This window comes from Streptomyces sp. NPDC052225, from assembly GCF_040679615.1.
GTDB lineage: Bacteria > Actinomycetota > Actinomycetes > Streptomycetales > Streptomycetaceae > Streptomyces.
Window position 1 is genome coordinate 165,295 of record NZ_JBFAVD010000007.1, and the last position, 18,462, is coordinate 183,756.

The 18,462-nt window shown below is 69.9% G+C and carries 14 protein-coding genes; 9 read left to right on the forward strand and 5 right to left on the reverse strand.

All coding sequences use genetic code 11. The annotated features are described in order from the left end of the window. The first annotated feature begins 50 nt into the window (after nt 1-50). Nucleotides 51-950 (forward strand): aldo/keto reductase, encoded by a 900-nt coding sequence (locus AB0L37_RS13490; protein ID WP_365504241.1) that lies wholly within the window; start codon nt 51-53, stop codon nt 948-950. Here AB0L37_RS13490 and AB0L37_RS13495 read toward each other — a convergent pair. Beyond that, nucleotides 931-1,830: an RNA polymerase sigma-70 factor gene (locus tag AB0L37_RS13495; protein ID WP_365504243.1), complete on the reverse strand. Its 900-nt coding sequence runs from the start codon at nt 1,828-1,830 to the stop codon at nt 931-933. The two genes, AB0L37_RS13490 and AB0L37_RS13495, sit on opposite strands and share 20 nt — an antisense overlap. A 73-nt stretch (nt 1,831-1,903) precedes the next feature. Further along, nucleotides 1,904-2,470 (reverse strand): HutD family protein, encoded by a 567-nt coding sequence (locus tag AB0L37_RS13500; RefSeq protein WP_365503904.1) that lies wholly within the window; start codon nt 2,468-2,470, stop codon nt 1,904-1,906. A 105-nt stretch (nt 2,471-2,575) separates the two neighbouring features. Between AB0L37_RS13500 and AB0L37_RS13505 the strand changes: the two genes are divergently transcribed. The 3 genes from AB0L37_RS13505 to AB0L37_RS13515 all read left to right on the forward strand — a co-directional run bounded on the left by AB0L37_RS13505 (nt 2,576) and on the right by AB0L37_RS13515 (nt 5,361). Next, nucleotides 2,576-3,490, forward strand: coding sequence for a rhomboid family intramembrane serine protease (locus AB0L37_RS13505; protein WP_365503906.1), 915 nt, complete (start codon nt 2,576-2,578; stop codon nt 3,488-3,490). 25 nt (nt 3,491-3,515) lie between these two features. Then, nucleotides 3,516-4,424: a chitosanase gene (locus AB0L37_RS13510; protein ID WP_365503908.1), complete on the forward strand. Its 909-nt coding sequence runs from the start codon at nt 3,516-3,518 to the stop codon at nt 4,422-4,424. A 427-nt stretch (nt 4,425-4,851) separates the two neighbouring features. Continuing rightward, entirely contained in the window at nt 4,852-5,361 is a 510-nt protein-coding gene (locus AB0L37_RS13515; RefSeq protein ID WP_365503910.1) for a lamin tail domain-containing protein, read from the forward strand. 131 nt (nt 5,362-5,492) lie between these two features. Here the strand turns inward: AB0L37_RS13515 and AB0L37_RS13520 are convergent, their stop codons facing one another. The 3 genes from AB0L37_RS13520 to AB0L37_RS13530 form a co-directional block, all read right to left on the reverse strand. Further along, nucleotides 5,493-6,956 carry a glutamate synthase subunit beta gene (locus tag AB0L37_RS13520; protein WP_365503912.1) on the reverse strand — a complete coding sequence of 488 codons (1,464 nt, stop codon included), beginning with the start codon at nt 6,954-6,956 and terminating at the stop codon, nt 5,493-5,495. Next, on the reverse strand, nt 6,949-11,550 hold the full coding sequence (gene gltB, locus AB0L37_RS13525; protein ID WP_365503914.1) for a glutamate synthase large subunit: 4,602 nt from the start codon (nt 11,548-11,550) through the stop codon (nt 6,949-6,951). Before gltB ends, AB0L37_RS13520 begins: the two co-directional genes overlap by 8 nt. Before the next feature lie 361 nt (nt 11,551-11,911). Further along, on the reverse strand, nt 11,912-12,643 hold the full coding sequence (locus AB0L37_RS13530; protein WP_365503916.1) for a VIT1/CCC1 transporter family protein: 732 nt from the start codon (nt 12,641-12,643) through the stop codon (nt 11,912-11,914). A gap of 325 nt (nt 12,644-12,968) precedes the next feature. Between AB0L37_RS13530 and AB0L37_RS13535 the strand changes: the two genes are divergently transcribed. From AB0L37_RS13535 to AB0L37_RS13555, 5 genes are read left to right on the forward strand one after another with little or no spacing between them, the layout of a single operon-like run. Continuing rightward, entirely contained in the window at nt 12,969-13,997 is a 1,029-nt protein-coding gene (locus tag AB0L37_RS13535; protein ID WP_365503918.1) for a LacI family DNA-binding transcriptional regulator, read from the forward strand. Between the two features lie 16 nt (nt 13,998-14,013). Beyond that, nucleotides 14,014-14,973 carry a sugar ABC transporter permease gene (locus AB0L37_RS13540; protein WP_365503920.1) on the forward strand — a complete coding sequence of 320 codons (960 nt, stop codon included), beginning with the start codon at nt 14,014-14,016 and terminating at the stop codon, nt 14,971-14,973. Continuing rightward, a complete protein-coding gene (locus AB0L37_RS13545; RefSeq protein ID WP_365503922.1) occupies nt 14,970-15,812 on the forward strand; it encodes a carbohydrate ABC transporter permease in 843 nt (280 codons plus the stop codon). The genes AB0L37_RS13540 and AB0L37_RS13545 overlap by 4 nt, the downstream gene beginning before the upstream one ends. Next, complete coding sequence (locus AB0L37_RS13550; RefSeq protein ID WP_365503924.1) at nt 15,812-17,128, forward strand: sugar ABC transporter substrate-binding protein; 1,317 nt, start codon at nt 15,812-15,814, stop codon at nt 17,126-17,128. Before AB0L37_RS13545 ends, AB0L37_RS13550 begins: the two co-directional genes overlap by 1 nt. A 36-nt stretch (nt 17,129-17,164) precedes the next feature. After that, a complete protein-coding gene (locus tag AB0L37_RS13555; protein WP_365503926.1) occupies nt 17,165-18,238 on the forward strand; it encodes an ADP-ribosylglycohydrolase family protein in 1,074 nt (357 codons plus the stop codon). Nucleotides 18,239-18,462 lie beyond the last annotated feature (224 nt).

Genomic DNA, 18,462 nt, shown 5'->3' on the forward strand with positions numbered 1-18,462 from the left:
CCATGTGAGCTCATAGCGTCCCCGTCATGACGAACACGACGAAGAACCCGATGCCGACGCCGAACTCGACGAACGACGCGACCAGCACAACGTATCCACTCGGATCCGATCTTCCCGTCTCCCGTATCGGCTACGGAACGATGCGGCTGGCCGGCGCCCCCGGCGAGCGGCGGGGCGCGGAAGCCCCCATCTGGACGGCGCCGACCGACCGTTCGGAAGTGATCGCCCTGCTGCGCGGCGCCGCCGAGCTCGGCGTGACCCTGTTCGACACGGCCGACGCGTACGCCCTGGGCGCCAACGAGGAGCTGGTCGCCGAAGCCCTGCACCCGTACAAGGACGGCGTGACCGTCGCCACGAAGGTCGGCGTCGTGCGCCCCTCGCCCACCGAGTGGGTGCCGCTCGGGCACCCGGCCTATCTGCGCCAGCAGGCCGAACTGAGCCTGCGCAGGCTGCGGTCGGACCGTATCGACCTGCTGCAACTGCACCGGATCGACCCGCAGTACCCGCTCGCCGACCAGATCGGCGCGCTCAGGCAGCTCCAGGAGGAGGGCAAGGTGCGGCACATCGGGCTCTCCGAGGTGAGCGTCGAGCAGATCGAGGCGGCCGAGGCGATCGCGCCGATCGCGAGCGTCCAGAACCTCTACAACCTGGCGACCCGCGACCACGAGGCGGTCGTCGACCACACGGCGGCGCGCGGCATCGCGTTCATCCCGTGGTTCCCGATCGCGATGGGCGCGCTCGCAGGCCCCGACAGCCCGGTCGCGGCGGTCGCCGCCGTCGCCGGGGAGATCGGCGCGACGCCCTCCCAGGTCGCCCTGGCCTGGCAGCTGCGCCGCTCCCCGAACATCCTCCCCATCCCGGGCACGTCCTCGCCCGTGCACCTCGCGGAGAACGTCGCGGCTCTCCACGTCACCCTGACGGACGAGCAGTTCAGGCGGATCGGCGGGTGATGCCGGACAGCTTGTCGGGGTTGACCTGGAAGCGGAGTTCCTGGACGAGGCCGTCGGCCGTCTCCAGGACGAGGACGCCGAGGAGGTCCCCGCCGGCGGTGAACACGACGCCGGGCTGCCCGTTGATGCCGACGACCTCGGAGCGGACGTTCTCCAGACCGGGCTTGGCGAGCACACCCATGAGCCAGCGGGCGACGTGGTCCGTGCCGTGCAGGGGGCGGCGCGCGGCCTGCACCTTGCCGCCGCCGTCCGACCAGGCGGTGACGTCGGGGGCGAGCAGTTCCATCATGGCGTTCAGGTCGCCGCCCGAGCAGGCCGCGAGGAACTTGTCGGTGATCTCGCGGCGGGCCCCCGCGCTCGCGCCGTAGCGCGGGCGGCGTGCCTGGACGTGCGCGCGGGCGCGGTGCCCGGTCTGGCGCACGGTGGCCTCGGCGCGGCCGGTGGCATCGGCGATCTCCGCGTACGAGTAGCCGAAGGCCTCGCGCAGGACGAACACGGCGCGCTCCAGCGGGGAGAGCGACTCCAGGACCACGAGCATCGCGAGAGAGACGGACTCGGCGCGCTCCACGCCCTCGGAAACATCCGGCGCGAGGTCGCCCTCGGGCCCGGCGCCCGCGTCGGTGAGCACCGGTTCCGGCAGCCACGGTCCGACGTACGTCTCGCGCTGGGCGCGGGCCGAAGTGAGCCTGGTCAGACAGAGGTTGGTGACGGTGCGCACGAGGTACGCCCGGTGGTTGGCGACCTCGGACCTGTCCACCCCGTCCCATTTGATCCAGGCGTCCTGCAACACGTCCTCGGCGTCGGCGACGCTGCCGAGCATCCGGTAGGCGGTGGAGAACAGCAGGCGCCGGTGTTCCACAAAAGCGTCGGTCGTCTCGATCACGCCGGTCAGGCTGCCAGCGCGGAACGCACCCGGCAAGCCCTCACCCGGACCCTCCACCCTTCTCCTCGCGTCAGATCACCAGTCCGCTGACGACGGCGACCTGCCCTTGCGCGTGCAGCGCGGCGGCGCCGGTGCCCGTCACGAGCGCGGCGTCGTACCGGCCGAGCCGGTGCCCCGCGACCTCGGCGCCTTCGTCGGTGAGGGCGACGGCGAGCGACGGCCCGGTGAGCGGCAGCCGCCCGCGTACGACGGCGACGGACGGCGGGGCGGCGACCGCGTCGCGCCGCCACATGACGTTGAAGTTGACGACGGGCGCGCCGAGCAGCCGGCAGCCGGTGGGCACGTCACCGGCGAAGTCCCGTGGTTCGTACGGTGCGTTGACGAGGGTGACCGCCCCGTCGACGGTCAGCTCCATCCCGTCGCCCTCGACCATGGTGAGCGTGCGGTCGACGCCGGGGAACGCGGAGAACGGGCCGTCGGCCGCCACCTCCGCGAGGCTCACCCGCCACCGGAAGTCGGCGGTGCCCGCGCCCTGCGGGGCGCCGGCGATCTCGCGGGTGACGCCGCCGCCGTTCTTCCAGGCGACGGCGGGGCGCTCCGCGGCAGGCAGCAGACGTACGACGACCTCGGTGTCCATGGGCGCAGACGGTACGTGATCGTGACAGGCCGACGGGGTCCGACCCCGCCCGAGTTCGCTATTTTGTTCGGCGCCCGATGTTGATCAGATCCCAGGAGCCCGGCCGTGGAGTCCACACCCCCGTCCGCCACGGCACCGACGTGCTACCGCCACGCCGACACCGAGACGCACATCAGCTGCACGCGCTGCGAGCGGCCCATATGCCCCGACTGCATGCGCGATGCGGCGGTCGGCTTCCAGTGCCCCGAGTGCGTGCGCGAGGGATCCCGCACCGTGCGCCAGGCCCGGACCGTGGCCGGCGGCCGGATCTCGGCCGTGCCGCTGGTGACGTACGCGCTGATGGCGGTGAACATCCTCGTCTTCCTCGGCGAGGCGGTCTTTCCGGGGATCGTGGACCGGCTCGGGATGCTGGGCATCGGCCTGGTCGGGCCGGACGGCGCCGCGTACGTCTACCAGGACGCGTACCCGGCGGCCTTCCACGCGGAGGGCGTCGCGACCGGCGAGTTGTACCGCCTGCTGACCGGCGCGTTCCTCCATCTGCCGCCCAGCGAGGGCGTGTTCGGGATCGCGCACATCGGCCTGAACATGTGGTCGCTGTGGAACATCGGCCGCATCGTCGAGTCCCAGCTCGGCCGCGTCCGCTACCTCGCCCTGTACCTGATCGCGGCGCTCGGCAGCTCGGTCCTGGTGCTGCTGATCGTGCCCGAGAACCAGACGGTCGGGGCGTCGGGCGCGATCTTCGGGCTCGGAGCGGCGTACTACGTGATCGCCCGGCGGATCGGCGCGGACATGAGCGGCGTGAACCGCTTCATGGGGTTCCTCCTGCTGTGGCTGCTGATCGCGTCCCGATTCACCTCCTGGCAGGCCCACTTGGGCGGCCTCCTGACCGGCGCTCTCGTGACGCTGGCGCTGGTGTACGCGCCGCGGGAACGACGGGCGCTGACACAAGGCGTGGCCTGCGTGGGACTGGTGGGGCTGCTGATGGTCCTGGCGGCACTCAAGGCCGCGGCACTCACCTAGGAATCCCCCGCTTACTCTGTCCCGCATGAAGCGCGCAGGCTGTCTGGCCCTCTCTTTTCTCGCCGTGGCTCCCCTTGCCACAGCGGTCGTGTTCCTCCTGTCCCCCGACGGCGGCTCGGGGGACTCCCCCGCCATCCCGTCGGCCTCGGCCTCCACGGGCTCGTACAGCGACGGCAAGTCGGCCTCGGAGCGCAAGGCCGACGACAAGCTGATCGCGAGCCTGCCGCCCGGCCTCGCCGCCCCCGCGTCCAAGGAACTGGCCCAGCAGATCGTGGCCAGCGCCGAGAACTCCACGCTGAACTGGCGCAGCGCGTACGGGTACATAGAGGACATAGACGACGGCCAGGGCTACACCGCGGGCATCATCGGCTTCTGCACCGGCACCCATGACCTGCTGACCCTGGTCGAGCGCTACACCAAGGCGCACCCCGACAACGGCCTGGCCCGCTACCTCCCCGCCCTGCGCAAGGTCGACGGCACGGACTCCCACAAGGGCCTCGACCCCGGTTTCACCGCGGCCTGGAAGGCGGAGGCCACGAAGAAGGCGTTCCGTGACGCGCAGGACGAAGAGCGCGACCGGGTCTACTTCAACCCGGCGGTCCGCCTCGCCAAGCTCGACGGCCTCGGCACGCTCGGCCAGTTCATCTACTACGACGCGATGGTCCTGCACGGCCCCGGCATCGGCCCGAACGGCTTCTACGGCCTGCGCGAACGCGCCATGAAGGAGGCCGACACCCCGTCCCAGGGCGGCAAGGAGAAGGCGTACCTGGACATCTTCCTGGACATCCGCCGCAAGGCGATGAAGTCCAAGAACCCGGACCGCGACACCACCCGCATCGACACCGCCCAGCGCCAGTTCCTCTACGACGGGAACCTGAGCCTCAAGACACCGCTCACGTGGCAGGTGTACGGCGAGACGTACCGCGTGCCGTAGCCCTCCCCGCGCACGTGCTGCGCGAGCGCGAGATCCCGGACGGCCCCCTGCGGCGCGGCCGCCACGAGGCCCCCGGCCTGGCCCTGTGCCGGGCGGGCCGATCCGCTCCAGGTGCTCTGGTGCGGCTTCGAACGGTACGGCACGTCCCGCCACGACCTCACGGCGCACCTGCGGTGGCGGCACCGGTCCCGATGCTCACCGCCGCCGCGACCGCCCCAGGGGCACCGTCCGCCCCCGCGACCCACACCACCCGCCGACCTTGGCCACCCAGTGATCCAGCGCCTCGGTGCCCCAGTGACCCAGCCGCCCCTCAACCCCTGCGGCGATTACAACGATTCGCCCCCTGCACGCCCCACCCGTCTGTGAAGATGACGTGTCGATTTCGCGGTGCCCGCGTGCGCACCGCCTGCCCAAAAGAGGTCAACACATGCGCATACGTCCCGCTTTGGCCACCACTGCCGCGCTCTCCGTCTCGGCCCTGGCAGCCGTGGCCCTGCTGGGAGCGGCCCCCGCGTACGCCACCGAGTACAGCTCGGCGCTGAAGGTCCGCGGGGTCCAGTACAACTTCGCCGAGCGGAACGACAACCGCTGCTCCGGCGGCAACACGTACAAGGAGTACGTGACGATCAAGAACTACTCCGGCAGCGCGACGATCAACCTCAAGGGCTACAAGGTCAAGGACGCGACCGGCAACACGTTCACGTTCACGAAGAACCACTACCTCCAGCCCGGCGACTACGTCCGCCTGCGTGGCGGCAACGGCACCGACTCCGACGCGAACAACGTGGTCTACCGCGACAACTGCAACTTCATGTGGAACAACGACAAGGACACGATCTACCTGTACAAGCCGTCGGGCTCGCACGCGGACACCCACGCGTACACGAAGTCCGGCAACGACGCGGACGGCAACGGGTACATCGGCTTCCACGGCTGAGACCACCGCGGGGCCCCGCACGAGGCCGAACGCACCGCGACGCCCGCCCAGTTCGTCCGGTCGGGGACAGTTCGGGCGAGCGTCGCGCTCTGTTCCGTACGCCGTTGTACGGGACGTCTAGAGAGGGGCCGTCACACCATCAGGGCGCGGTCCGTCGGCTTGATGGGGGCCGGGAGTTCCGAGGCGCCGGTCAGGAAGCGGTCCACGCCGCGGGCGGCCGAGCGGCCCTCCGCGATGGCCCACACGATGAGCGACTGGCCGCGGCCGGCGTCACCGGCCACGAAGACGCCCGGCACGTTGGTCTGGAACTCGGCGTCGCGCTCGATGTTGCCGCGCGCGTCGAGGTCGAGGCCGAACTGCGCGACCAGGCCGTTCTCCTGGTCGGTGCCGGTGAAGCCCATGGCGAGGGTGACCAGCTGGGCGGGGATCTTGCGCTCCGTGCCCGGCTTCGGGGTCAGCTTGCCGTCGATGAACTCGACCTCGGTGAGGTGCAGCCACTGGACGTTGCCGTCCTCGTCACCCCCGAAGTGGGTGGTGGAGACGGAGTAGACCCGCTCGCCGCCCTCCTCGTGGGCCGAGGTGACCTTGTACAGCATCGGGAACGTCGGCCACGGCTGCGAGGCCGGGTCACGGTCGTCGTTCGGGCGCGGCATGATCTCCAGCTGCGTGACCGAAGCGGCGCCCTGACGGTGGGCGGTGCCGACGCAGTCCGCGCCGGTGTCGCCACCGCCGATGACGACGACGTGCTTGCCCTCGGCGGTGATGGGGGGCGCCACGAAGTCGCCCTCCTGCACCTTGTTCGCGAGCGGCAGGTACTCCATCGCGAAGTGGATGCCGTTCAGCTCACGGCCCGGGACCGGCAGGTCGCGGGAGATCGTGGCGCCCGCGGCGACGACGACCGCGTCGTAGCGCTTGCGCAGCTTCGCGGCGTCGATGTCGCGGCCGATCTCCACACCGGTGCGGAACTTGGTGCCCTCCGCGCGCATCTGCTCGATGCGGCGGTTGATGTGGCGCTTCTCCATCTTGAACTCGGGGATGCCGTAGCGGAGCAGGCCGCCGATGCGGTCGGCGCGCTCGTAGACGGCGACCGTGTGACCGGCCCGCGTCAGCTGCTGGGCGGCGGCGAGACCCGCCGGGCCCGAGCCGATGACGGCGACGGTCTTGCCCGACAGGCGCTCGGGGATCTGCGGGGCGACGTCGCCCCGGTCCCACGCCTGGTCGATGATCGAGACCTCGACGTTCTTGATGGTGACGGCCGGCTGGTTGATGCCGAGCACGCACGCCGACTCGCAGGGAGCGGGGCACAGGCGGCCCGTGAACTCCGGGAAGTTGTTCGTGGCGTGCAGGCGCTCCTGCGCGGCCGACCAGTCCTCGCGGTACGCGTAGTCGTTCCACTCGGGGATCAGGTTCCCCAGCGGGCAGCCGTTGTGGCAGAACGGAATGCCGCAGTCCATGCAGCGCGACGCCTGCTTGCTGATGATGGGGAGCAGGGAGCCGGGAACGTAGACCTCGTTCCAGTCCTGCACGCGCTCGCCGACCGGGCGGGTCTTGGCGACCTCGCGGCCATGGTTGAGAAAGCCCTTGGGATCAGCCATTGGTCGCCGCCTCCATCATCTTCTCGGTGATCTCGGTCTCGGAGAGACCGGCTCGCTCGGCGGCGTCCTTGGCGGCGAGCACTGCCTTGTACGTGCTGGGGATGATCTTGCTGAACCGGGCCACGGACGCGTCCCAGTCGACGAGCAGCTTCTCGGCGACCGTCGAGCCGGTCTCCTCGGCGTGGCGGCGCACGACATCGTGCAGCCACTGCTTGTCGGTGTCGTCGAGGGCACCGACGGCCGCCTGGCTCAAGGCGTTCACGTTGTTGATGTCCAGGTCGATGACGTACGCGATGCCGCCCGACATACCGGCCGCGAAGTTACGGCCCGTCTCGCCGAGGACCACCGCGTGGCCGCCGGTCATGTACTCGCAGCCGTGGTCGCCCACGCCCTCCGAGACGACCGTGGCACCGGAGTTGCGGACGCAGAAGCGCTCGCCGGTGCGGCCGCGCAGGAACAGCTCGCCGCCCGTCGCACCGTACGCGATCGTGTTGCCGGCGATCGTCGAGTACTCGGCGAGGTGGTCGGCGCCGCGGTCCGGGCGGACGATGATCCGGCCGCCGGAGAGGCCCTTGCCGACGTAGTCGTTGGCGTCGCCCTCCAGGCGCAGCGTGACACCGCGCGGGACGAAGGCGCCGAAGGACTGACCGGCCGAGCCCGTGAAGGTGATGTCGATGGTGTCGTCGGGCAGGCCCGCGCCACCGAACTTCTTCGTCACCTCGTGGCCGAGCATGGTGCCGACCGTGCGGTTGATGTTGCGGATGGCGACCTGGGCGCGCACCGGCTGGGCGTCCGCCTGGTCGTTGGCCGCGAGGGCGTCGGCGGCGAGCTTGATGAGCTCGTTGTCGAGCGCCTTCTCCAGGCCGTGGTCCTGCGTGATCAGCTGGTGGCGCACGGCGCCGTCCGGCAGTTCGGGGACGTAGAAGAGCGGCTCCAGGTCGAGACCCTGCGCCTTCCAGTGGCTCACGGCCCGCTCGGTGTCGAGGAGCTCGGCGTGGCCGACGGCCTCCTCGATGGAGCGGAAGCCCAGCTCGGCGAGGAGTTCGCGCACTTCCTGAGCGATGAACTCGAAGAAGTTGACGACGTACTCGGCCTTGCCGGAGAACCGGTCGCGCAGCGTCGGGTTCTGCGTGGCGATGCCGACCGGGCAGGTGTCCAGGTGGCAGACGCGCATCATGACGCAGCCGGAGACGACGAGCGGCGCGGTCGCGAAACCGAACTCCTCGGCGCCGAGGAGCGCGGCGATGATGACGTCGCGGCCGGTCTTCAGCTGGCCGTCGGTCTGGACGACGATGCGGTCGCGCAGGCCGTTGAGGAGCAGGGTCTGCTGGGTCTCGGCGAGGCCGAGCTCCCAGGGACCGCCGGCGTGCTTCAGCGAGGTGAGCGGCGAGGCGCCCGTACCGCCGTCGTGGCCGGAGATGAGGACGACGTCCGCGTGCGCCTTGGAGACACCCGCGGCGACCGTGCCGACACCGACCTCGGAGACCAGCTTCACGTGGATACGCGCGGCCGGGTTGGCGTTCTTGAGGTCGTGGATCAGCTGAGCCAGGTCCTCGATGGAGTAGATGTCGTGGTGCGGCGGCGGGGAGATGAGGCCCACGCCCGGCGTCGAGTGACGCGTCTTCGCGACCCACGGGTAGACCTTGTGGCCGGGCAGCTGACCGCCCTCACCGGGCTTGGCGCCCTGGGCCATCTTGATCTGGATGTCGTCGGCGTTGACCAGGTACTCGGAGGTCACACCGAAGCGGCCGGAGGCGACCTGCTTGATCGACGAGCGGCGGGCCGGGTCGTACAGACGGTCCGGGTCCTCGCCGCCCTCACCGGTGTTGGACTTGCCGCCCAGCTGGTTCATCGCGATGGCGAGCGTCTCGTGCGCTTCCTTCGAGATGGAGCCGTACGACATGGCACCGGTCGAGAACCGCTTGACGATCTCGGAGACCGGCTCGACCTCGTCGACGGAGATCGAAGGACGGTCCGACTTGAAGCCGAAGAGGCCGCGCAGCGTCATCAGACGCTCCGACTGCTCGTTCACCCGGCCCGTGTACTTCTTGAAGATGTCGTAGCGGCGCGAGCGGGTCGCGTGCTGGAGGCGGAAGACCGTCTCCGGGTCGAACAGGTGCGGCTCGCCCTCGCGGCGCCACTGGTACTCGCCGCCGATCTCCAGGGCGCGGTGCGCCGGGGCGATGCCGGAGGCCGGGTACGCCTTCGCGTGGCGGGCGGCGACCTCTTCGGCGATGACGTCGAGACCGGCGCCGCCGATCTTGGTGGCCGTGCCGTTGAAGTACTTCTCGACGAAGGCCTCTTCGAGACCGACGGCCTCGAAGACCTGGGCGCCGCGGTACGAGGCGACCGTCGAGATGCCCATCTTGGACATGACCTTCAGGACGCCCTTGCCGAGCGCGTAGATGAGGTTGCGGATCGCCTGCTCGGCACCGCCCTCCTCGTCGCCCGTCAGGAACGTGCCGGCGCGGACCAGGTCCTCCACCGACTCCATGGCCAGGTACGGGTTGACGGCCGCGGCACCGAAGCCGATGAGCAGCGCGACGTGGTGGACCTCGCGGACGTCACCGGCCTCGACGAGCAGGCCCACCTGGGTCCGCTTCTTCGTACGGATGAGGTGGTGGTGCACGGCGGAGGTGAGCAGCAGCGACGGGATCGGCGCGTGCTCGGCGTCCGAGTGGCGGTCGGAGAGCACGAGGAGGTGGGCGCCGGCCTCGATGGCGGCGTCGACCTCGGCGCAGATCTCGTCGATCCGGGCGGCGAGGGCGTCGCCGCCGCCGGAGACCCGGTACAGGCCGGACAGCGTCGCGGCCTTCATGCCGGGCATGTCGCCGTCGGCGTTGATGTGGATGAGCTTGGCCAGCTCGTCGTTGTCGATGACCGGGAACGGCAGGGTCACGGACCGGCACGAGGCGGCGGTGGGCTCCAGGAGGTTGCTGCCCGGGCCCAGCGACGAGCGCAGCGAGGTGACGAGCTCCTCACGGATGGCGTCCAGCGGCGGGTTCGTGACCTGCGCGAACAGCTGGGTGAAGTAGTCGAAGAGCAGGCGCGGGCGGGCGGAGAGCGCCGCGATCGGCGTGTCCGTGCCCATGGAGCCGATCGGCTCGGCGGCCGTACGGGCCATCGGCGCGACCAGGACGCGCAGCTCTTCCTCGGTGTAGCCGAAGGTCTGCTGGCGGCGCGTGACGGAGGCGTGCGTGTGCACGATGTGCTCGCGCTCGGGCAGGTCGGAGAGCTCGATCTCGCCGGCCTCGAGCCAGTCCGCGTACGGCTGCTCGGCGGCGAGGCCCGCCTTGATCTCGTCGTCCTCGATGATGCGGTGCTCGGCGGTGTCGACGAGGAACATCTTGCCGGGCTGGAGGCGGCCCTTCTTGACGACCTTCGACGGGTCGATGTCGAGCACGCCGACCTCGGAACCCAGAACCACCAGACCGTCATCCGTCACCCAGTAGCGGCCGGGGCGCAGACCGTTGCGGTCGAGAACGGCGCCGACCTGAGTGCCGTCGGTGAAGGTGACACAGGCCGGGCCGTCCCAGGGCTCCATCAGCGTGGAGTGGTACTGGTAGAAGGCGCGTCGGGCCGGGTCCATGGAGTCGTGGTTCTCCCACGCCTCCGGGATCATCATCAGGACGCTGTGCGGCAGCGAACGTCCACCGAGGTGCAGGAGTTCGAGCACCTCGTCGAACGACGCGGAGTCCGAGGCGTCCGGCGTACAGATCGGGAAGATCCGCTCCAGCTTCTCCGCACCGAAGAGCTCCGAGGCCAGCTGCGACTCACGGGCCCGCATCCAGTTGCGGTTGCCCTTGACGGTGTTGATCTCACCGTTGTGCGCGACGAAGCGGTACGGGTGCGCGAGCGGCCACGACGGGAACGTGTTCGTGGAGAAGCGCGAGTGGACGAGTGCGACGGCCGACGCGAAGCGGCGGTCGGACAGGTCCGGGAAGAAGGGCTCCAGCTGGCCGGTGGTCAGCATGCCCTTGTAGACGATGGTGCGGGCGGAGAGCGACGGGAAGTACACGTCGGCCTCGCGCTCGGCACGCTTGCGCAGCGCGAACGCCTTGCGGTCGAGGGCGATGTCCGTGCTGGAGCCGTCGGCGACGAAGATCTGCCGGAACTCCGGCATCGTCGAGCGCGCGGTGGCACCGAGCAGCTGCGGAGCGACGGGAACCTCACGCCACCCGAGGACATCGAGGCCCTCTTCGGCGGCGATCGTCTCGATCTGGGAGACGAACGACTCCGTGTCGTGCTCCGGCAGGAAGGCGATACCGACGGCGTACGCACCGGCCTCGGGGAGGTCGAAGTCGACGACCTCGCGGAGGAAGGCGTCCGGCACCTGGGACAGGATGCCCGCGCCGTCACCCGAGTCGGGCTCGGAGCCGGTGGCACCGCGGTGTTCCAGGTTGCGCAGAACGGTGAGCGCCTGCTCGACCAGCGTGTGGCTCGCCTCACCGGTGAGGGTGGCCACGAAGCCGACGCCGCAGGCGTCGTGCTCGTTGCGCGGGTCGTACATGCCCTGGGCGGCAGGGCGAGCATCCATGTGCGACCACTTCTGGCCGTTCGTGGAGTGCTGGGACGGCTGGCGCGGCGTACGCATCGGCTCTCCCGTCGTCGTCGTGGCATTTGAGTGCCGAGGGACGACGTTGGCCCTCTGCGGAGTACTGCGAAAACGTGCTGCCACAGGCATGCTGCGGCAAAATTTCGTGCAGGTTACATGATGGAGCGATTCTCGGGAACCGGATAGTTCGTTCCAGCATGCGGACACCGCGAGTGGCGGCGAGGAGAGGCCCGAACGGTCAGATCGTTGGCCGGGGGCCGATGTGCCGGTGCGCGCCGCGGGCCTCATTGCCCACAGCGCTTACGGCTCATGCCCCGCGGTCAAGTAATCGAAACCGTCCGGTAACGACTACTTATGCAAGGCCTTGTATAGCCATCTTCCGGCCGTGACCGGCGAACCGTCAACCTATTGCCGTTCCGAAGAGGCTGCCCAGGAGATACGTCACACCCGCCGCGGCACCACCCAGGGCCAACTGCCGCACCCCGCTGAACCACCACGACCGCGCCGTCACCCGGGCCACGAGAGCCCCGCACGCGAAGAGCCCGACGAGCGCGAGCACCACGGCCGGCCACAGCGCGCTCGCTCCGAGCAGATACGGCAGTACGGGGATGAGGGCGCCCAGCGCGAACGCGCCGAAGGAGGAGACGGCGGCCAGCATCGGCGAGGGCAGATCGCCCGGGTCGATACCGAGCTCTTCCCGCGCGTGGATCTCAAGGGCCTGCTCGGGGTCCTGGGAGAGCTGCCGCGCGACCTCCCGCGCAAGGTCCGGCTCGACACCGCGCGAGACGTACAGCTCGGCGAGCTCGCGCTCCTCGTCGGCCGGGTGCTTCCTCAACTCGCGCCGCTCGACGTCGAGTTCGGCCTCGACCAGCTCACGCTGGGAGGCGACGGAGGTGTATTCGCCGGCGGCCATGGAGAAGGCTCCGGCGGCAAGCCCCGACAGCCCCGTGATGACGACGATCTGCTGCGAGACGGCGCCGCCCGCGACGCCGGCCATCAGCGCGAAGTTGGACACGAGACCGTCCATCGCGCCGAACACCGCGGGGCGCAGCCAGCCTCCGTTGACGTCGCGGTGGGTGTGGTTGTCCCGGTGCGCGTCGTGGAGGGTCGCCTCGGTCTCGATGATCGCCATGCTGATGCTCCCCGCTCCCTGCCGGAATCTGGACAGGGTCCAGATCCAGACTCATTCGACATCTGTCTCCGGAACACGAAAGTACGCGCGAATAGTCCCGCCCGCTAGCAAGGAAGGCCGTACTTACCTGCGGTTTTGCGCTCTGCGCAACACCTTCCGCACGGGCTGACCTCGACCTTCCCGCCGTCACTCGTGAGATGGATCACGCGATGGACGCATTGACGGCCGGGAAACATGGTCGCAACATCTGTAAACGTTTCCAGTTTCGGGAAACGTTTACAGCAACAGCCGGAACACCCACTTACCGACACATAGGGGTACGCGCATGGGCACGGGTCAACCGACGGTCGTCTCGATCGCCGAGCGCGCCGGCGTCTCCATCGCCTCCGTCTCGCGCGTCCTGAACGGCGTCGGCGCCCGCCGCGACACCGTCGAGCGGGTCGAGCGCGCCGCCGCCGAACTCGGCTACGTCCCCAACGCGGTGGCCCGCTCCCTCAAGGGCGGCCGCACCCGCCAGCTCACGTTCGCGATGCCCGACATCGGAAACCCGGTCTATGTGGCGATGGTCCGCGCGATCCAGTCGGTGGCCAAGGCGGCGGGCTACCGGCTCCTCCTGCACTCCACGGACGCCGTCGTCGACGACGAACTGGCCGTCCTGCGCAGCCTCGGCGACCGCACCAGCGACGGCCTCATCATCTGCCCCATCCGCATCACCGACGACCACGTGGAAGCGCTGCGCACGGCGGCGGGCCCGGTGGTGGTCATAGGGTCGCTGCCCGACGGCGTCCCGGTGGACAGCGTGCGCGCCGACTCCGTCGCGGGGGCCGCGCTCGCGGTACGCCATCTGCACGACACGGGCCGCCGCCGGATCGCCTTCGTCAACGGCCCCCCTGACACCGTCCCCGGCCACAACCGCGCCCGCGGCTACCGCGACGCCCTCGCCGACTGCGGTCTCGTGTACGACCCGGATCTCGTCGTCCACACGGACTTCGGCATCGAGTCCGGCGCCGAGGCCGCCGAGGCGCTCCTCGACCACGCCCCCGACGCGGTCTTCTGCGCCAACGACCAGCTGGCGCTCGGCGCCGCCCGCGCCCTGCACGCCCGCGGTCTGCGCATACCCGAGGACGTCGCCGTCGCGGGGATGGACGACAGCGTGCTCGCGCAGGCCGGATGGCCCCCGCTGACCAGCGTCGACCTCGGCTCCACGGAGCGCGGCCGGCGCGCGGCGGAACTGCTCCTGGAGCGCCTCGGCATCGAGGCGCCCACCGACGACCCGCCCACCCCCCGCAGCACCACGGCCCCTCCCCGCCTCGTCGTCCGTGCCTCCACCGGCCCGGCGGCGACCGACAGTTGAGAACGCGAGGACCCCTATGCGCCTCACCGCCTCCCGGGACAGCGCCGTCCCGGGCAGCCGCGGCACACCGCCGCCCCGGACCCCGGCCCAGCGCAAACGCGCGCTCGGCCTGGACCGGGACGCCTGGTTCCTGCTGCTTCCCGCGCTGATCCCGATCCTGATACTCAGCGTCGGGCCGCTCCTGTACGGCGTCGCCCTCGCGTTCACCGACTCGCAGGCGGGCCGCACGGCACCCACCCAGTTCATCGGCCTGGACAACCTCCTGGACCTGCGCCACGACAGCCTGTTCTGGGAGTCGTTCCGCATCGGCCTGATCTGGGCGGTGTGCGTCACGGCCCTCCAGTTCGTCCTGGCCCTGGGCCTGGCCCTGCTCCTCAACCAGAACCTGCGCTTCCGCTGGCTGGCCCGCACCCTCGCCCTGGTCCCCTGGGCGATGCCGGAGGTCGTGGTCGGCATCATGTGGCGCCTCGTCTACCACGCGGACGCGGGCATCCTGAACAAGACGCTCACCCAGCTCGGAGTCATCCACGAGAACGTCGACTGGCTCGCGGACCTCTCCTACGCGCTGCCCGCGGTCATCGTCGTGGGCGTCTGGGCGGGCATGCCGCAGACCACGGTGGTCCTCCTCGCAGGGCTCCAGAACGTCCCGCACGAACTGCGCGAGGCGGCCCAGCTGGACGGCGCGGGCCTGTGGCGCCGCTTCACCGCGGTCACCTGGCCGGCCCTGAAGCCGGTCGTCATGGCGATCACGGCCCTCAACTTCATCTGGAACTTCAACTCCTTCGGCCTCGTGTACGTCCTCACGCAGGGCGGCCCCGGCGGCCAGACCCGCCTGCCGATGCTGTTCGCGTACGAAGAGGCCTTCAAGTACGGCCAGTTCGGCTACGCGGCGGCAATGGGCCTGGTCATGGTCGCGGTGATCGCGATCCTGCTCACCCTCTTCCTCCGTACGAAGCTGAAGGAGGACGCAGCATGACCACGCCCCTCCCCCGGGCCGCGGGCCGCACAGGCCAGTACCTGGCACTCCTCTGCTACATGGTCTTCCTGGCCTTCCCCTTCCTCTGGCTCCTCTCCACATCCTTCAAGTCCCCCCAGGAACTGGGCTCGATCGACCCCACGTGGCTCCCGCGCCACCCCAGCCTGGACAACTACCGCGAGGCCTTCGACGCCCAGCCGCTCCTGCACTCGGCGCTCAACAGCCTGACCGTCGCGGTGAGCGCGTCCCTGATCTCGGTCACGATCGCGGTCCCCGCCGCCTACGTGATGGTCCGCTACCGCACACGCGTCAGCCAGGCGGGCACGGTCTGGATCCTGGTCAGCCAGATGTTCCCGTTCGTCCTGGTGATCATCCCGCTGTTCCTGGTCCTCAAGAACCTGCACATGATCGACAGCATCCCCGGCCTGATCATCGTGTACGTCGTCTGGAACCTGCCCTTCTCGCTCTGGATGCTCCAGGGCTACGTCAAATCGGTGCCACGAGAACTCGAGGAAGCAGCGGCGATGGACGGCGCGGGCCGCCTGCGCACCCTCACGAGCGTCGTCCTGCCGCTCCTCGCACCGGGCCTGGTGGCGACGCTGATGTTCAGCTTTGTGACGGCCTGGAACGAGTTCTTCTTCGCCCTCGTCCTCCTCAAGTCCCCGGAGAACCAGACGATGTCGGTCATCCTCACCCGCTTCCTCGGCGCCGAGGGCGTAGCCGACCTGGGCCCGCTCGCGGCGGCCTCGGTCCTGGCCACGATCCCCAGCCTCGTCTTCTTCGCCCTCCTCCAGCGCCGCCTGGTCGGCGGCATGCTCGCAGGGGCGGTGAAGGGCTGATGCGCAAGACAAAACTGACGGCCCTGGCCACAACGACGGTGGCCCTCACCGTCCTGGCCGGCTGCACGGGCACGGACGACAACACGACGCCGGACGGCACGATCACTCTCGAATTCCTCAGCCTGGCCTGGCAGAAGGAGTCGGTGGACGCGAACAAGGCTCTGGTCAAACACTGGAACGACACCCACGCCCACGTCAAAGTCAAATACGTACAGGGTAGTTGGGACAACATCCACGACCAGCTGCTGACGTCCTTCGAGGGCGGCGAGGCGCCGGACATCTTCCATGACGACGCGTCCGACCTCACGGACTTCGCGAACGGCGGCTATCTGGCGGACCTCACCCCCTACCTCCCGAAGTCCCTCCGCGAGGACATCCCCCAGACGTCCTGGAACACGACAACGCTCGACCACAAGATCTACGGAATCCCGTTCCTCCAGGAACCACGCGTCCTCATCGCGAACACCAAGCTCCTCAAGGCGTCGGGCGTCCGCATCCCGACGGCCCAACACCCCTGGACCTGGACGGAGTTCGAGTCGGCGTCCAAGAAGCTGACCCGTGACAAGAACAACGACGGTCGCCCGGACACCTACGGAGTGGCGTGGTCGATGAAGGAACCGGTCAGCCAGTCGGTCAACCTCTCCCTCTCCACGGACGGCCACATCTTCTACAAGGACAAAGAAAACAAAAACGAAATCCGCTACGACAACCCGGACTCGGAGATCGCCCGCCTCATCAACCGACAGGTCAACAAAACCCACACCGCACCCAGAACAGGCCTGGGCATGTCGGGTTCGGACACACTGCCGGGTTTCTTCGCGGGCAAATACGCGATGCTCCCGCTCAACTTCTCCTATCGCCAACAGGTCCAGCAGCAGGCCCCCAAAGACTTCGACTGGACGGTGCTCCCCCTACCCGCCGGCACCGGCGGCACAGCCCAGGGAACGGCCCCCCAAACCCTCTCGGTCTCCGAGGACAGCAACCACAAGAAACAGGCAGCCGCCTTCATCGCCTACCTCACACAGGCGCAGCACCAGGCCCAACTGGCGCGCGGAGACTGGCTGTTGCCCACCAGCCGCGAGGCACTCAAGGACCCGTCCCTCACCACCGCCAAATACGGCTGGAAGACCGGCACGGCCATAGCCACGTCGCTGCGCCCGTCCCCGGTCCTCGGGGTGCGCGGCTACGCGGAGTGGAAGGACAAGATCGCCACTCCGGCCTTCCAGGAGTACTACAACGGCGCGATCGGCATCACCGAACTGCGCAAGCGCCTGGCCCAGGACGGCAACCGCATCCTGGACCGCTACCAGCGCTGAACCACCGCACCACCCACAAGAGAGCACGAGCACACCATGAGCGTCAGCGTCGACCCCGATCCATCGGCACGCAGGCTCCGCACGGTCCCGCACCCCACACCCCCGGCCGCGATCACCCCGCGGGACCGTGCCCGCGGCGCGCTCCTCGGGCTCGCCGTGGGCGACGCGCTCGGCGCGCCCGCCGAGAACATGAAGCCGTCCCAGATCCGCGAACGCTGGGGCCGCATCGAGGGGTTCGTCTCCGACAACCCGGCGGGCACCGACGACACCGAGTACGCGATCTTCTCGGGCCTGCTCCTGGCCGAGCACGGCGCGGACCTCACCATCGCCGACGTCGAACGGGCCTGGCACACCTGGATCGCGGACCGCGACGAGGGCCCGTTCAAGGGTGCCGGGTTCAGCGAGCGCGGCACCCTGGAGAACCTCCGCCGCGGCCTCGCGGCCCCCATCTCGGCCCAGCACCGCCACGCGTGGAGCGACGGCCTCGCCATGCGCGCGGCCCCGTTCGGCGTCTACGCGGCGGGCCGCCCCGCCGAGGCGGCCCGCCTGGTCTCGATCGACGGCACCGTCAGCCACGACGGCGAAGGCATCCACGGCGGCCGGGCGGTGGCCGCCGGCGTGGCCGCGGCGATGGTCAGCCACAACCCCGACGCGGTGGTCCAGGCAGCCCTCTCCGTCGTGCCCGAGGACTCCTGGACGGCCCGCTCCCTGCACCGCGCAGTATCAGCCGCCCGCCGCGCCCGCCGAGACCCGGACGGCACCCAACTCTCCATGGAAAGAGCGGTACGCAAAGCAGTAGTGATCGGCGGCTACCCCTGGACGGACCTGGCCCCCGAAGCCGTAGGCCTGGCCTTCGGAGCCTTCGCGGTGGCCCGGGGCGACTTCAGCGAATCGATCCTCACCGCGGTCAACATGGGCCGCGACGCCGACACCACAGCAGCGGTGGCGGGCGCCCTGGCCGGCGCGCTCTGCGGCGAAAAAGCGATCCCCTTGACCTGGGCATCGGCGATCGGCCCGGTCCGCGGCAGCTGCCTCCCGTCCATGGCGGGCCGCCACATCCTCGACGTGGCGGACCGACTCAGCCCACCACCCCCGGAAGCGGCGGCGTGAAACCCCCCGCCCACCGTCCGTCGCACGACGACGGGAGGGGGCACGTCGGGGTGCCCCCGCAGGACACCGCAGGAATACAGCGCAGCCGCACCCGACATTGGTCGTCCGGAGGCGACGACACCCATCCGGCCGAGGAGGTACCCCGACGGGTCCCCGCCCCACGACGCGACGCCGGGCGCACCCACCAGGCCCACCGATCCCACTCTCAAGCCCCTCCGGCGCTT